Annotated in this window: 16 protein-coding genes; 8 read left to right on the plus strand and 8 right to left on the minus strand. The window is 63.0% G+C overall.

The features are described from left to right. Window positions 1–69: 69 nt before the first annotated feature. The 4 genes from QN084_RS03805 to QN084_RS03820 all read left to right on the plus strand — a co-directional run bounded on the left by QN084_RS03805 (window position 70) and on the right by QN084_RS03820 (window position 3,417). Window positions 70–825 (plus strand): amino acid ABC transporter ATP-binding protein, encoded by a 756-nt coding sequence (locus QN084_RS03805; protein ID WP_031216321.1) that lies wholly within the window; start codon window positions 70–72, stop codon window positions 823–825. Between the two features lie 76 nt (window positions 826–901). After that, the gene (locus QN084_RS03810) at window positions 902–1,780 is read left to right on the plus strand and encodes a glutamate ABC transporter substrate-binding protein (protein ID WP_069695198.1); all 879 of its coding nucleotides are present in this window, start codon (window positions 902–904) and stop codon (window positions 1,778–1,780) included. Between the two features lie 96 nt (window positions 1,781–1,876). Then, entirely contained in the window at window positions 1,877–2,527 is a 651-nt protein-coding gene (locus QN084_RS03815) for an amino acid ABC transporter permease (RefSeq protein WP_021471775.1), read from the plus strand. Next, on the plus strand, window positions 2,524–3,417 hold the full coding sequence (locus QN084_RS03820) for an amino acid ABC transporter permease (protein WP_021471774.1): 894 nt from the start codon (window positions 2,524–2,526) through the stop codon (window positions 3,415–3,417). The genes QN084_RS03815 and QN084_RS03820 overlap by 4 nt, the downstream gene beginning before the upstream one ends. 66 nt (window positions 3,418–3,483) lie before the next feature. On the opposite strand, the gene dapE is transcribed toward QN084_RS03820, so the two are convergent. Continuing rightward, window positions 3,484–4,608 (minus strand): succinyl-diaminopimelate desuccinylase, encoded by a 1,125-nt coding sequence (gene dapE / locus QN084_RS03825; protein WP_069695199.1) that lies wholly within the window; start codon window positions 4,606–4,608, stop codon window positions 3,484–3,486. A gap of 106 nt (window positions 4,609–4,714) precedes the next feature. Here dapE and dapD point away from each other — a divergent pair, with 106 nt between their 5' ends. Further along, window positions 4,715–5,740: a 2,3,4,5-tetrahydropyridine-2,6-dicarboxylate N-succinyltransferase gene (gene dapD, locus QN084_RS03830; RefSeq protein WP_069695200.1), complete on the plus strand. Its 1,026-nt coding sequence runs from the start codon at window positions 4,715–4,717 to the stop codon at window positions 5,738–5,740. 40 nt (window positions 5,741–5,780) lie between these two features. Continuing rightward, a complete protein-coding gene (locus QN084_RS03835) occupies window positions 5,781–6,596 on the plus strand; it encodes a transglycosylase SLT domain-containing protein (RefSeq protein WP_210730901.1) in 816 nt (271 codons plus the stop codon). A 22-nt stretch (window positions 6,597–6,618) separates the two neighbouring features. On the opposite strand, the gene QN084_RS03840 is transcribed toward QN084_RS03835, so the two are convergent. Further along, a complete protein-coding gene (locus QN084_RS03840; protein WP_031216320.1) occupies window positions 6,619–7,230 on the minus strand; it encodes a hypothetical protein in 612 nt (203 codons plus the stop codon). Window positions 7,231–7,322: 92 nt separating this feature from the next. Next, window positions 7,323–7,943, minus strand: coding sequence for a TetR/AcrR family transcriptional regulator (locus tag QN084_RS03845; RefSeq protein ID WP_021471769.1), 621 nt, complete (start codon window positions 7,941–7,943; stop codon window positions 7,323–7,325). 80 nt (window positions 7,944–8,023) lie between these two features. Between QN084_RS03845 and galE the strand changes: the two genes are divergently transcribed. Further along, window positions 8,024–9,061 (plus strand): UDP-glucose 4-epimerase GalE, encoded by a 1,038-nt coding sequence (galE, locus tag QN084_RS03850; protein WP_021471768.1) that lies wholly within the window; start codon window positions 8,024–8,026, stop codon window positions 9,059–9,061. Window positions 9,062–9,148: 87 nt separating this feature from the next. Here galE and QN084_RS03855 read toward each other — a convergent pair whose 3' ends face one another. The 3 genes from QN084_RS03855 to fdxA all read right to left on the minus strand — a co-directional run bounded on the left by QN084_RS03855 (window position 9,149) and on the right by fdxA (window position 12,154). Further along, the gene (locus tag QN084_RS03855; RefSeq protein WP_021471767.1) at window positions 9,149–10,432 is read right to left on the minus strand and encodes a citrate synthase; all 1,284 of its coding nucleotides are present in this window, start codon (window positions 10,430–10,432) and stop codon (window positions 9,149–9,151) included. Between the two features lie 232 nt (window positions 10,433–10,664). Further along, complete coding sequence (gene dapC, locus QN084_RS03860; RefSeq protein WP_062099268.1) at window positions 10,665–11,813, minus strand: succinyldiaminopimelate transaminase; 1,149 nt, start codon at window positions 11,811–11,813, stop codon at window positions 10,665–10,667. Window positions 11,814–11,827: 14 nt separating this feature from the next. Then, a complete protein-coding gene (gene fdxA / locus QN084_RS03865) occupies window positions 11,828–12,154 on the minus strand; it encodes a ferredoxin (protein ID WP_018776555.1) in 327 nt (108 codons plus the stop codon). 134 nt (window positions 12,155–12,288) lie between these two features. Between fdxA and QN084_RS03870 the strand changes: the two genes are divergently transcribed. Continuing rightward, window positions 12,289–12,528: a putative acetyltransferase gene (locus QN084_RS03870; protein WP_021471765.1), complete on the plus strand. Its 240-nt coding sequence runs from the start codon at window positions 12,289–12,291 to the stop codon at window positions 12,526–12,528. A 5-nt stretch (window positions 12,529–12,533) separates the two neighbouring features. Here the strand turns inward: QN084_RS03870 and QN084_RS03875 are convergent, their stop codons facing one another. Beyond that, a complete protein-coding gene (locus QN084_RS03875; RefSeq protein WP_021471764.1) occupies window positions 12,534–12,947 on the minus strand; it encodes a hypothetical protein in 414 nt (137 codons plus the stop codon). A 25-nt stretch (window positions 12,948–12,972) separates the two neighbouring features. Beyond that, window positions 12,973–14,889, minus strand: a complete 1,917-nt coding sequence (gene typA, locus QN084_RS03880) for a translational GTPase TypA (RefSeq protein ID WP_021471763.1) — start codon at window positions 14,887–14,889, stop codon at window positions 12,973–12,975. Between the last annotated feature and the right edge of the window lie 90 nt (window positions 14,890–14,979).

A 14,979-nucleotide genomic window follows, 5' to 3' on the forward strand; every position in this document is an offset into this window, starting at 1 on the left:
CAGTCACGATCTCAAAGAAGTTGCCGTGATCGTGGTCATAATTGCTGCGTAGTTCGCTAGATTCAAGCTATGACTACTCAAGTGCCCGGCGATGCGCTCGTCTCCCTGAACAGCGTCAACAAGCATTACGGTCAATTGCACGTCCTCAAAGACATCAACCTTCAGGTCAAGAAGGGTGAAGTTGTAGTGGTCATCGGACCCTCCGGCTCCGGTAAGTCCACGTTGTGCCGTGCCATCAACCGTTTGGAAACGATCGACGACGGCGAGATCTCGATCGACGGAAAGAAGCTCCCCGAAGAGGGCAAGGAACTGGCCCACCTCCGTGCCGACGTCGGCATGGTCTTCCAGTCCTTCAACCTCTTCGCCCACAAGACGATCCTCGAGAACGTCACGCTGGGTCCCATCAAAGTCAAGGGCGTCGCGAAGGGTACGGCCGAACGCGAAGCCATGGCCCTCCTGGAGCGCGTCGGCGTCGGGCATCAGGCACCGAAGCTTCCTGCGCAGCTCTCCGGCGGCCAGCAGCAGCGTGTGGCCATCGCCCGGGCCCTGGCGATGAAGCCCAAGGTGATGCTCTTCGATGAGCCCACCTCCGCGCTCGATCCGGAAATGATCAACGAGGTCCTCGATGTCATGATCCAGTTGGCCAAGGAAGGCATGACGATGATCGTGGTCACCCACGAGATGGGCTTCGCGCGCAAGGCAGCCGACCGCGTTGTGTTCATGGCGGACGGACAGATCGTCGAAGACGCCAAGCCTGAGGAATTCTTCACGAACCCGCAGAGCAACCGGGCCAAGGACTTCCTGTCCAAACTCCTGACCCACTAGCTCCTGACGGCCTTCACCCTGGCCACCAGGAATCGCACCCCCGGCCGTACACCGGCCATCCACTGAAAGGAACGTCATGAAGTCTCTGATTACCCGGAGGAAGTCACTCCTGGTTGCCGCATCGGCTGCGCTTGCCCTCTCGCTGAGCGCCTGCGGTGGCGGCGGGAGCTCGACGACTCCCCCCGTAGCGTCTGCGAGCTTCGAAGCAGGCACCACCATGGAGAAGCTCAACAAGGCACAGAAGATCACCATCGGTACCAAGTTCGACCAGCCGCTCTTCGGCCAGAAGGGCCTTGACGGCAAGCCGGTCGGTTTCGACGTTGAAATCGGCAAGGCAATCGCCGCCAAGCTGGGCATCCCGGCAGACAAGATCGAATGGGTCGAGACCGTTTCGCAGAACCGCGAATCGTTCATCGAGCAGGGCCGCGTTGACCTGGTCATCGCCACGTACACCATCAACGACGCCCGCAAGGAAAAGGTCTCCTTCGCTGGCCCGTACTACGAAGCCGGCCAGGCACTGCTGGTCAACAAGGACGACAACTCCATCACCAAGCCGGAGGACGTCAAGGGCAAGAAGGTCTGCTCCGTCACTGGTTCCACCCCTGCCAAGACCATCGCCGAAAAGTACGGTGCTGAAGTTGTTCCGGCCGCTACCTACACCGCTTGCCTCGAGCCGCTGCGCAACAAGCAGGTTGTCGCCGTGACCACCGACAACGTCATCCTGGCCGGTTACGTGGACAAGGAACCGGATGCCTTCAAGCTCGCCTCGGATGAAACCTTCACCAAGGAGCCTTACGGCATCGGCCTGAAGAAGGACGACACGGTTTTCCGCAACTGGATCAACGACCAGCTTGAAGCCATCCAGAAGGACGGCGACTACAAGAAGGCTTGGGAAGCTACGGCAGGCAAGGTCATCAAGACCGCACCTGAGCTTCCGGCCGTCGACCGCTACTAGCAGTCAGTCCAGCAGCTGCCGCCGTCCCTCCCATGGGACGGCGGCAGTTCCTGAACCAGGACCCTGTTCCGTGATCAGCTGCAGCAAAAGGAAGCCATGGACGCCGTCATAGCAAGCCTCCCCCAATACTGGGACGGATTTCTCCGCACCCTCTACCTCTCCGTCATCTCAGGAATCATCGCCCTCGTCGTAGGAACCATCCTCGCGGCCATGAGGGTCTCGCCCGTTGCTGCGCTCCGCGGCTTCAGCATGTTCTACGTGGAAGTCGCCCGGAACACGCCACTGACGATCATCTTCTTCTTCTCCGCAATCGTCCTCCCCAGGCTGGGAGTGAAGTTCGACCAATTCGAAGTCGCCGCAATCATCGCACTGAGCAGCTACACGGCCGCCTTCATCGCCGAAGCCGTCCGTTCCGGCGTTAACAGTGTTCCGGTGGGACAGGCAGAAGCAGCCCGAAGCGTCGGCATGACCTTCACCCAGGTTTTGGGCTTCATCGTCCTGCCCCAGGCTGTCCGCACCGTGGTTCCGCCCTTGATCAACATCCTGATCGCCTTGGTCAAGAACTCTTCGGTTGCCGGCGCCTTCTTCGTCCTCGAGTTGTTCGGCTACGGCCGCCAGCTCTCCAATGACTACGGCAACCAGGTCCTTTGGATCCTGCTCGGGGTGGCGTTCTTCTACCTCCTCATCACGGTTCCTTTGGGCCTCCTGGCGCACTTTGTTGAACGAAAGGTGGCGATTGCCCGATGACCTCGGTCCTTTACGACGTCCCGGGGCCCAAGGCCCGCCTCTACTCGCTCATCGGTTCGGCGGCCGGGATCGTCCTGATCCTTGGCGTGCTGGCCATCGCCGTCATCACGCTTGCGCAGCAGGGCATTTTCGACGCCGACCGCTGGGAAATCTTCTACGGTCCCATGGCGCCGGATGTCTGGAACCTGATCGGCCAGGGCATCATCTCCACGCTGACCGCGGCGGCCGTGGCAGCGATCATTGCCTTTCCGCTGGGAATTGCGCTCTGCCTCCTGAGAATCTCATTGATCCCGTGGGTTCGGATTCCGACGCAGGTGGTCCTCGAGTTCCTCCGCGGCATGCCGGTCGTCCTCATGATGTTGTTCGTCCTGCTGGTGTTCGCCACCGGACAGTTCCAAGCGGTGGTTGTGGGCCTGGTGCTCTACAACGCCGCCATCTTCGCCGAGATCCTGCGTGCAGGCATCCAGTCGCTGCCCAAGGGCCAACGTGAAGCCGGCCTGGCCATCGGCCTGCGCAGCTTCCAGTCGCGCATGATTATCGAATTCCCGCAGGCTGTACGCCGCATGTTGCCGTCCTTGGTGGCGCAGCTCGTCGTGCTCCTGAAGGACACGTCGCTCGGCTACATCGTGGGCTACGAGGAACTGCTCCGGAAGATCCAGATCATGGCTGACTTCCTGGGTCCGGACTTCCTGTTCCCCGCGTTCTTCGTGGGCGCTGCGATTTACATCCTGATCAACCTCACGGTCTCCCGGATCGCGATCTGGATCGAACGCCGCGGCTCCAAGAAGGCCGCGGGCGGTGTGGCAGCACCCAGCCTCCGGACAGGCCTCATCGTGGGCGGCAACGATCCCGTCGCCGACGATTCCGTCGAGGGGCCGGGCAAGAAGTAAAGGGCACCAGAGAACAAGAAGAGGTCCGCAGCCCTGGGGCTGCGGACCTCTTCTTTTGCGTCGGGGCTACTGACCCAGCCACGTCCTCAGGGCACGCAGGCACTCACGGATGGCATCGGCGTCGACGTGTTCATTGTCCTTGTGCGCCAGCAGCGGGTCTCCGGGTCCGAAGTTCACCGCCGGGATGCCCAACTCACTGAAGCGCGCGACGTCGGTCCAGCCGTATTTGGGCTTCGGCTCGGCTCCCACTGCGGCCACGAAGGACGCTGCGGCGGGGTGGTTCAGGCCGGGACGCGCACCAGCTGCGGCGTCGGTACGGACGACCTCGAAGCCTTCAAGCAGTTCCCGCACGTGGGCTTCGGCTTCATCCGGAGTCTTGTCCGGCGCAAAACGGTAGTTGATCTCCACCACGCAGCGGTCCGGGATGACGTTTCCGGCCGTTCCGCCGTTGATCTTCACGGCGTTGAGGCTTTCCCTATAGTCGAGACCGTCCACGTTGATGGTGCGCGGTTCATAGGCAGCCAGCCGGGCAAGGATGGGAGCTGCAGCATGGATGGCGTTGCTGCCCATCCACGCGCGGGCCGAATGCGCCGTTTCTCCCAGCGTGGTTGCTTCGAAGCGGCTGGTGCCGTTGCAGCCACCTTCCACCGTGCCGTGGGTGGGTTCCAGGAGGATGGCGAAGTCGCCGTCCAGCAGGTCGCCGTGGTTCCGTACCAACCGGCCAAGGCCGCTCTTGACGGCCTCCACTTCCTCGTGGTCGTAGAAAACAAACGTGACGTCCCGGTCAGGTTCCCGGCCGCCGTCGAACAGTGTTGCCGCCAAGGCGAGCTGCACGGCAACCCCGCCCTTCATATCCGTGGTGCCGCGGCCGAAGAGTATGCCTTCGCCGGGGACCCCCGACTCCCAGGTTGCAGGCACGGTTCCCAGCGAACCGGGGACCGTGGGAAGCGGGACGGTGTCCAAGTGGCCTGCGAGGATGACGCGCTCCGGGCGGCCCAGCTCCGTTCGGGCAATGATGGCGTCGCCGTCGCGCACCACTGTGTACTGGGGCAGGGCGCGCAGGGCGGCTTCGACCGCATCGGCCAGTTCGGTCTCGTTGCCGGAGACGCTGTTGATATCAATAATGGCCGAAGTCAGTAAAGCGACGTCCTGGCGCAGGTCGAGGAGGGCAGGTGCGGAGTTCAGGGTCACCCCTCCACCTTAACTGCTCGGCACCGCGCAGCAGGGACAGCGAATACGACTCCAGTCCTTGGAACGGGTTTCAGCCGCACCGCGCCCGGTAGCTAAACTTGGGGCCATGACTGAAACTGCTTCTTCCGCTGTGCCCGTAACCGCGTCCGTTAGCGACCGATCAGCTTACGGATTCGGCCTTGCCACGATCGCTACCTCGGCCTCCGGGGAAGCAACCGTACTGGATGTCTGGTACCCCTCCCCCGCGTTGGGCGTAGCAGCCGACACCCTGAGGGACGTCGACAACGCCGACCCTGCACTGACTGCCCTCGCCGAGGACGGCAAGGACGCCGATCGCGGCACCGAGCAGAAGGTGGTGTTCGCCCAGATCGACTTGGACGCTGCCCCGGCCGACACGGCTGACGCCTACCTCCGTCTGCACCTGCTTTCACACCGCTTGGTCAAGCCGAACAGCATCAACCTGGACGGTATCTTCGGCAAGCTCCCCAACGTTGTGTGGACCAACTTCGGTCCGGCCGCCGTGGAAGGCTTCGAGCTGACGCGCGCACGCCTGCGCAAGCGCGGCAACGTGGTGGTCTACGGCGTGGACAAGTTCCCCCGCATGGTGGACTACGTCGTCCCCACCGGCGTTCGCATCGCCGACGCCGACCGTGTCCGCCTGGGTGCCCACCTTGCCGAAGGCACCACTGTGATGCACGAAGGCTTCGTCAACTTCAACGCCGGCACCCTGGGCACGTCCATGGTCGAAGGCCGTATCTCCGCAGGCGTAGTGGCCGGCGACGGCACCGACGTCGGTGGCGGCGCGTCCATCATGGGCACGCTGTCCGGTGGCGGCAAGGAGAAGATCGCCCTGGGCGAGAGGGTCCTGTTGGGCGCCAACTCGGGTGTAGGCATCAGCATCGGTGACGACTCCGTGGTGGAGGCGGGCCTCTACGTGACCGCCGGCACGCGGGTCCGCGTGCCGGGCCCCAAGGACGAGAACGGCGAGGACACCAGCCAGATCATTAAGGCCGTGGAGCTTTCCGGTGTCCCCAACCTCCTGTTCCGCCGCAACTCCACCACCGGTGGCGTCGAGGTCCTGCCCCGCAAGGGCCAGACCGTGGAATTGAACGAGGCTTTGCACGCCAACTAGCAGGAGACCAACTGTGCGCCGTTTGCGCCGCATCATCGTCATGGTGCTGGCCTTGGCCTTGGTGGCCGGCGCCGTTTACGCCATAGTCGCCGTGCTGCAGCGCTCCGAGACACTGGTCTCGGAGCGCTGCGTCGCTGTGGTGGGCTCAGCCAGCTTCGAACTCGCCACAGACCAAACCGCGAACACGGCGCTCATTACGGCTGTGGCCGTCCGCCGTGGTCTGCCTCCGCGCGCGGCCAGCATTGCCCTGGCAACGGCGATGCAGGAGTCACGCCTGCGGAATATCAACTATGGGGATGAGGCCGGCCCGGATTCCCGCGGACTGTTCCAACAGAGGCCATCCCAAGGCTGGGGAACCGAAGCCCAGGTCATGGATCCCACCTACGCCGCGAATGCTTTCTATGACGGGCTGGTGAAGATTCCCGACTACGAAAGCATGGAAATCACGCAGGCGGCGCAGGCAGTCCAGAGGTCGGCCTTCCCGCGCGCGTATGCCCAGCATGAACCCATGGGACGTGCCTTCGCTTCTGCCCTGACGGGTCATTCCGAAGCAGCGTTGGACTGCGAGTTGAGGATGCCGGAAGCGGCCGGTGACCCTGCCGCCGTCGTGGATGAACTCACGACGGCGTTCGGCACCCAAGTGGCCGGCGTCGAGGGACGGTCGGTGCGCCTTGAGGTGACGGGCCCGCAGGCGTGGGCTGTGGCCCATTGGGCCGTGGCCAATGCCAAGGCACTGTCGATTACCCAGGTTGATGCGGCCGGCCGGACCTGGAACAGGGAACAGCGCAAAGGCTGGACCGACTCTGCGGCGGCATCGGACGGTGTGACCATCACGGTGTCAGCCCCCACCACCTAGGCGACAGGTTCAGGCAGCAGGCCTAGGCAAGAAGCTCCACCACCGGCTGGACGTAGCTGCGGAACACATCCGGCTGGGACAGGAGCCTATGGCTCATGAAGATCGTGCTCGGCTCCAGGTACCAGGCCCGTGGCTCAGTCAGCGGAAGCTCGATGATGGTGAGGTCGAAGTCGCGCGAGCTCCGCCCCACTTCCAGGAGCCGGTCCTCCACCAGCTCGTTGAGGACGTTGGTGACTCCGTTGGCTTCGCGGGCCGCTTCGAGATCCGCGTATTCGTCGATCCTGTCCGTGGCCCAGGCCAGTGCAGCTCCAAAGTGCGCCTGCAACACCCTTTGTAGGGCCGGTGAGTTGCCGAAGGCCTTGAAACTGGGTGGAGTAAGCTCCTGGGCCGGTTCGGGATAGGACTTGACGAGCTTCTCCCACCACGCTTCCCATTCGGTTTTCAGCGCGCTGATACCTCCCACGTCCGAGGTGAGGTGGCTATGGTCGGCTTGGCGGATCTTGGGAGCGGCGTGGGCCAGCATCGGCTTTCCGACGCCGTCGAGTCCGGCTACGTCCCGCAAGTACAAGGCGATGAGCATCGGCCCTGACGTGTCCATGGTGATGCGCCATCCCGGGCCGCCTGACTCATGCATCCGAATTCCTCCCTTGGACAGGGTTCCCGACATGTCCCAGTCTATTCCTGAAGGGCCCCGGGGGTAACGGCCCGGGGGCACGGCTTCCGGGGTTAGGCCCGGGCCGAAGCCGCCTGAAGGGTTTGGAGGTGTGCTTCCAGGACGTCGCTGCACATGGCCGCGGTCATCCATTCAGGCTGCAACAGCGTATGCATGCATAATCCGTCCACAGTGGCCAGGAGGCGTTCCGCTTCCGTCACCAGCGCCTGCGGGTTGTCGACGTCCTGTGGACGCAACAGCACCATCAACCGGCCGATGACGGCGGCGACCGAACGGTGGCTGCGTTCGGCTTCGGGGGCCAACACCGGGGTGATCCGCGCTGCCTGCCGGAAAGCCATCCATACGCAGGCGTCCACGGCCGATTCCTCATCCAAGGGCAGGAGCTGACCCAGGAGGTTCAGAACGGCATTGTGGTGTTCAGCGCCCTCACTATCTTCTACCAGCGCCAGAGCCGCTTCCAGGCGGGCAACAATCCGGTCCACAACGGAGGCGAAGGAGTACACCAGGAGTTCATCGCTGCTGGCGAAATAGTGGCGGACCGATCCGACGGCGAGCCCCGCTTCATCGGCCACCTCGCGGAGTGATGCCCTATGCAAGCCGTCGCTGGCAATGATGCGAAATACGGCTTGGACAACTTCCTGGCGCCGGACTTCGGCATCAACAATTTTGGGCACCAGTATTTTCTAGCACGAATGTGCTTCCACCACGCTCAACACTGAGCGGCGTGGCTCCGATTTCCGATAGCGTAGACACCATGAAAATTCTTGTCACGGGCGGCACCGGCTATATCGGTTCGCACACCGTTTTGTCCCTCCAGGAAGCCGGCCACGACGTCGTCGTTCTCGACAACCTCGTGAACTCCAGCGAAGAGTCGCTGCGGCGGGTGTCTGAACTGACAGGCAAAACCGCCGCCTTCCACGAGGTGGACCTGGTGGACGAGCCGGCCGTCGAGGCGGTCTTCGGCCAGCACGACATCGACGCGGTCATCCACTTCGCGGGCCTGAAGGCAGTGGGCGAATCAGTCCAGGAGCCCTTGGCCTACTACTACAACAACATCGTGGGCACGCTGAACCTTCTCCGCGTCATGGACAAGCACAACGTCCGATCGATCGTTTTCAGCTCCTCGGCAACTGTCTATGGCGAACACAACCCGATCCCCTACATCGAGAAGATGGAGATCGGCGCCAACAATCCGTACGGCCGCACCAAGGAACAGATCGAGGACATCCTCTCCGATCTTGGCAACGCCGATGACCGCTGGCATATAGCACTGCTGCGCTATTTCAACCCGGTGGGCGCCCATCCCTCGGGCCGGATCGGCGAAGACCCGCAGGGCATCCCGAATAACCTCGTTCCGTTCATTGCCCAGGTTGCCGTAGGCCGCCGCGAGAAGCTCATGGTCTTCGGCGGCGACTACGACACCCCTGACGGCACCGCCCAGCGTGACTACATCCACGTGGTTGACCTCGCGGAGGGGCACGTGGCCGCATTGAACTACATCGCGTCCCGCCAGGGCGTCCGCCGCTGGAACCTCGGTTCGGGCAAAGGATCCTCGGTGCTGGAAGTCCTCCGCTCGTTCGAGAAAGCCGTGGGCCGGCCCATCCCCTACGAGATCACGGGACGCCGCGCAGGAGACCTACCTGCCTTCTGGGCCGACGCTTCCTCCGCTTTGGCAGACCTTGGCTGGTCCACTACCAAGACCGTGGACCAGATGTGCGAAGACCACTGGCGCTGGCAGAAGAACAACCCGTACGGATACAACGCCACCGAGCCTGCCGCGGCCCAAGCCTAGGCGGGCACCTCTTCGGTGACCAACGACGGCGGCCGCCCACCTCGCGCGAGGTGGGCGGCCGCCGTCGTTATTGGCTCTGCTGCACTATCAGTTGGCCGGGTAGTTGCGCTCCGGCTCCCCCGTGTAGAGCTGTCGCGGACGGCCGATCTTGGTCTGGGGATCGTTGATCATCTCACGCCACTGGGCAATCCAGCCCGGGAGGCGTCCGATGGCGAAGAGAACGGTGAACATCTTCTCCGGGAAGCCCATGGCCTTGTAGATGAGGCCGGTGTAGAAGTCGACGTTCGGGTACAGCTTGCGCTGGATAAAGTAGTCGTCCGCGAGGGCCTTTTCTTCCAGGCGCATGGCGATGTCCAGCAGTTCGTCGTTACCGCCGAGCTTGCTGAGGACCTCGTGGGCCGTGGCCTTGATGATCTTCGCACGGGGGTCGTAGTTCTTGTAGACACGGTGCCCGAAGCCCATGAGGCGGACGCCGTCTTCCTTGTTCTTGACCTTCTCCATGTAGTCCTCAGGCTTGATGCCCTCGGCCTGGATCTGGCGGAGCATCTTCAGCACGGCCTCGTTGGCACCGCCGTGGGCAGGGCCGAAGAGTGCGTTGATGCCTGCCGAAACGGAGGCGAAGAGGTTTGCGTTGGACGAACCCACCAGGCGCACCGTGGACGTGGAGCAGTTCTGCTCGTGGTCGGCGTGCAGGATGAGCAGGAGATCCAAAGCCTTGACCACAACGGGGTCGAGCTCGTACTGCTCAGCCGGGAGGCCGAAGCTCAGGCGCAGGAAGTTCTCCACGAGGTTCATGGAGTTGTCCGGGTACAGCATGGGCTGGCCGATGGACTTCTTGTGGGCGTAGGCAGCGATCACCGGAAGCTTGGCCATGAGCCGGATGGTGGAAACTTCCACGTGTTCGGCGTTGAACGGATCCAGCGAGTCCTGGTAGAAGGTGGACAGCGCGGAAACAGCCGAGGACAGCACCGGCATCGGGTGGGCGTCGCGCGGGAAGCCGCCGAAGAAGCCCTTCAGCTCCTCGTGCAGCAGGGTGTGGCGACGGATGCGCTGATCGAACTCTTCCAGTTCGGTGGGGGTCGGCAGGTTGCCGTAGATCAGCAGGTAGGAAACTTCCAGGAAGTTCGAGTGCTGTGCGAGCTGCTCAATGGGGTACCCGCGGTAGCGCAGGATGCCTGCGTCACCGTCAATGTACGTGATGGCCGATGTGGTAGCTGCGGTGTTCATGAAGCCGGGGTCATAGGCAACGGCGCCCGTCTGCTTCAGCAGCTTGGAAACGTCATAGCCTTCGTTTCCTTCTACAACCTTGATGCGCGGCAGTTCAAGTTCGCCGCCGGCATGGCGCAGTGTCGCGCTGGTGGTCTCAGTCATGGAGTCCCCTTCACGAGGCCTCTGGGCCTCTATAGAACGCTTGTCCAATCAACTTCTGGTGACGCCGTGTTCTGCCCTGCTGTTGCAGGACTCCAACGGCCGGAGTGCTTTCTTATTGAAGGCCACCATTGATAGTCAATTAAAAAGCTACCGCCAGTAACCGTCGGGAACTAATCCAAGCCCAACGATTACTGGCGGAAACACGCTAATTGTGCCGCAAGTCACAGCTTCGTTATGCGACCGAGTTCAACCTCTTCACAGCCGCGTCGATTCGTTCGTCCGTGCCAGTCAACGCCACGCGAACGAAGCCGCTGCCCGCCTCGCCATAGAACACGCCTGGTCCCACCACGATGCCCAGCCCGGCGAACCGTGCCACGGTATCCCACGTGGCTTCTCCGGCCGTCGACCACAAGTAGAGTCCCGCGTCGGAGTCGTGAATGGTCAGTCCAAACTTCTCCAGCGCCGGAACCAGCCTCTCGCGGCGGCTCCTGTAGAGGTCCTTCTGCGCCAGGACATGGTCGGCGTCGCCCAATGCCACCCGCATGGCTTCCTGCACCGGGTAGGGCACAATCATTCCGGCATGCTTACGGCTGTTAACCAGGTTCGCCATGATGGCGGCGTCGCCGGCCACGAACGCGGCCCGGTAGCCGGCCAGGTTGGATTGCTTGCTCAGGGAGTACACACTCAGCAGCCCGTCAGTGGAACCACCAGTAACGCGCGGGTCCAGCACACTGGGTACCGGTTCTCCCCCGCGTTGGGCGTCCCAAGCACCCCAGCCCAGTTCCGCATAGCATTCGTCCGATGCCACCACAGCGCCGTTTTCCCGGGCCTGGGCGACGATTCGCCGCATGGATTCGACGTCCCTGACGCTGCCCGTCGGGTTGCCCGGCGAGTTGATCCAGACCAACCGCACCTTGGCGCGGGTGGCGGCATCAAGTTCGTCAAGGTCATCCGCGGCAACGGCCGTGGCTCCGGCAAGCGTGGCACCGATGTCGTAGGTCGGGTAAGCCACCGTGGGGCGCACCACCACATCGCCGCTTCCCAGACCCAGGAGGAAGGGAAGCCAGGCGACCAGTTCCTTGGAACCCACAGTAGGCATCACGTCGCGGGGGTGCAGGCCGGGGACGCCACGACGGCTGGCGAACCAATCCACCACAGCCTGGCGCAGCGGTGCAGTGCCGTGGACAGTGGGATAACCGTGGGCATCCGATGCCGACGCCAAGGCCTCACGGATGAGGCCCGGCGTGGGATCCACGGGAGTTCCGATGGAGAGGTTGACTACTCCGTCAGGGTGCTTCGAAGCGGTCGCAACATACGGCGCCATGGCCTCCCACGGGTAATCGGGAAGGTTAAGGCCGAACGCGGGCGCCGCGGAAATCAAGGGCGCAGCCACCTCTAGTGGTCTTGGTTCTGCGGCGGCAGGGCGGCAATGAACGGGTGGTCCTTGCCGGTGTTCCCGATCTTCGCAGCACCGCCCGGAGAGCCAAGGTCGTCAAAGAATTCGACGTTGGCCTTGTAGTAGTCGGCCCACTCTTCCGGGGTGTCATCCTCGTAGTAGATGGCTTCCACCGGGCACACGGGCTCGCAGGCACCACAGTCGACGCATTCGTCGGGGTGAATGTAGAGGGAACGCTCACCTTCGTAAATGCAGTCAACAGGGCATTCTTCGATGCACGCCTTGTCCTTGACATCCACACACGGCTGCGCGATTACGTACGTCACGTCCCAGACCTCTCAACGGTTTGTCCCGGCAACAGGCCGGGTAATACTCCCGACAATATGCCGGGCACTGAACTTCCAACCTATTATCCATCAGTGCCGCGACGCCAACCTAGCCCGCGTCATAGTATGAATCGGTGACCCAAACGCTGCCGCCCGTTCAATTCCTCCAGACAGCCGAGCCCGGTACACGGGTAGTGGTGCGCTACAGGATTGCCGACGGCCTCACGGATGCACTGGGCTACTTGCTGGAGGCCGGCGAAACCAGCTGCACCGTGCGGACCCGGACGTCCGATGTCGAAATTCCCTTGGAATTGGTGATCGCAGCCAAGCAGGTACCGCCCCCTCCGCCGCGGCGTCAGCCGACCGTGCGCTGAGAGGTTCAGTCTTCCCTTGCCGTTGACGCAACGTCGACGGCGGCATTCCACCGGGCGCGAAGACGGCTGGCGACCAAGAGCATGATGAACGTCACGCCGGCGATGCCGTAGACCCAGACGTTTCCCGCGACGTCCGCCAGGACCAATTGCTTGGCGGGACCGCCCGAGGACAGCACCCCCACCGCAGCGTAGGTCACAATGCCGGCCACCGCCGTCGGGACAACCGAACGGCGCCATGCCGCCAGCCACAGCTGTACGGAAGCCAGCAACAGCAGCGCGGCACAAATGCCCCAGGGAAGTTCGACGCCGGCCACGGATACCGTCTGCCGGTGCAGGGCCGTGCCCGCAAGGGACACGAAAAGAGCCGCCAGTACGGCTGCAGCAATGCTGCGGGCTGTACTGGCGGCTCCCCTCTTCATGCAGAGATTCGGTTCCCTGCGGCGACTATGCGCGGGCGCGGGCGCGGTTGGCCTTCGCGCGCTCGTTCGAGTCCAGGATCACCTTGCGGATGCGGATGTCCTCCGGGGTGACCTCAACGCACTCGTCCTCGCGGGCGAACTCGAGCGACTCTTCCAGGGTGAGCTCACGCGGCGGGGTCAGGTTCTCGAAGGAATCCGAAGAAGCCGCACGCATGTTGGTGAGCTTCTTTTCCTTGGTGATGTTCACATCCATGTCGTCGGCGCGGGAGTTCTCGCCGACGATCATGCCTTCGTAGACCTCGGAGGTGGGCTTCACGAAGAAGGAACCGCGCTCTTGGAGGTTGATCATGGCGAACGGAGTCACAACACCGGCGCGGTCGGCGATCATCGAACCGTTGGTACGGTATTCGATCGGGCCGGCCCACGGCTCGTAGCCCTCGGAAATGGAAGCCGCGATACCGGCACCACGGGTGTCCGTGAGGAACCGGGTACGGAAGCCGATAAGGCCACGGGCGGGAACGATGAATTCCATGCGGCACCAGCCGGTGCCGTGGTTGGCCATGTTGGTCATGCGACCCTTGCGGGCAGCCATGAGCTGCGTTACGGCACCCAGGTACTCTTCAGGCACGTCGATGGTCATGTGTTCCATCGGCTCGTGCAGCTTGCCGTCGATGGTCTTGGTGACTACCTGCGGCTTGCCGACGGTGAGTTCGAAGCCTTCACGACGCATCTGCTCAACGAGGATGGCCAGCGCGAGCTCGCCACGGCCCTGGACTTCCCAGGCGTCGGGACGCTCGGTGGGGAGCACCTTGATGGAGACGTTACCGATCAGTTCCTTGTCCAGGCGGTCCTTCACCTGGCGCGCGGTGACCTTGGCACCCTTGACCTTGCCGGCCAACGGCGAGGTGTTGATACCGATCGTCATGGAGATCGCGGGATCGTCCACCTTGATCAGGGGCAGCGGCTGCGGGTTTTCCAGGTCGGTGAGCGTCTCACCGATGGTGATGTCTTCAATGCCCGCGACGGCAACGATCTCGCCGGGTCCTGCGGATTCAGCCGGTACGCGCTCCAGTGCCTTGGTGGCCAGGAGCTCGGTGATCTTGACGGTCTTCAGCTCGCCGTTCTGGCGGGCCCACGCAACCTGCTGGCCCTTGCGGAGGGTGCCGTTGTAGATGCGGAGCAGGGCGAGGCGACCAAGGAACGGGGAGGCGTCCAGGTTGGTCACGTGTGCCTGCAGCACGCCTTCCGGGTTGTACGTCGGGGCCGGAATGTGCTCGATGATCGTCTTGAACAGGGGCTCAAGGTCCTCGTTCTCCGGAGCCGAGCCATTGGCCGGCTGTTCGAGGGATGCGCGGCCGACCTTGGCTGCTGCGTAAACGACCGGAACTTCCAGGACCTTGTCCAGGTCCAGGTCCGGAACTTCGTCGGCGAGATCGGAGGCCAGGCCCAGGAGGAGGTCCATGGACTCGTGCACAACCTCGTCGATACGGGCGTCGGGGCGGTCGGTCTTGTTGACCAGGAGGATCACCGGCAGGTGGGCAGCCAGTGCCTTGCGGAGGACGAAGCGGGTCTGCGGAAGGGGACCTTCGGAAGAGTCGACCAGCAGCACGACGCCGTCAACCATCGAGAGCCCGCGCTCAACTTCGCCACCGAAGTCGGCGTGGCCGGGGGTGTCGATGACGTTGATGGTGATGGTCTCGCCATTGGAGGACGGGCCGTTGTAGGCAACCGTGGTGTTCTTGGCGAGGATGGTGATGCCCTTTTCGCGCTCCAGGTCACCGGAATCCATGACGCGGTCCTCAACCTCGCCGTGGGAGGCGAAGGAGTTGGTCTGCTTGAGCATGGCATCGACCAGGGTGGTCTTGCCGTGGTCAACGTGTGCAACGATCGCGACGTTGCGCAGATCGCTCCGCGACGCAGTATTAACGGTAGTTTCAGACATGCGTTTATGACTCGTTTCAGTGGTGAAGTCAGCTGTTGTAATCCGCGCGCAAACCTGATCTTCCTGACCGGAATACACAACGAAAAGACC

Origin of the sequence: Paenarthrobacter sp. R1 (genome assembly GCF_030264015.1) — a bacterium.
In the GTDB taxonomy this organism is placed as follows: Bacteria; Actinomycetota; Actinomycetes; order Actinomycetales; family Micrococcaceae; genus Arthrobacter; species Arthrobacter ureafaciens.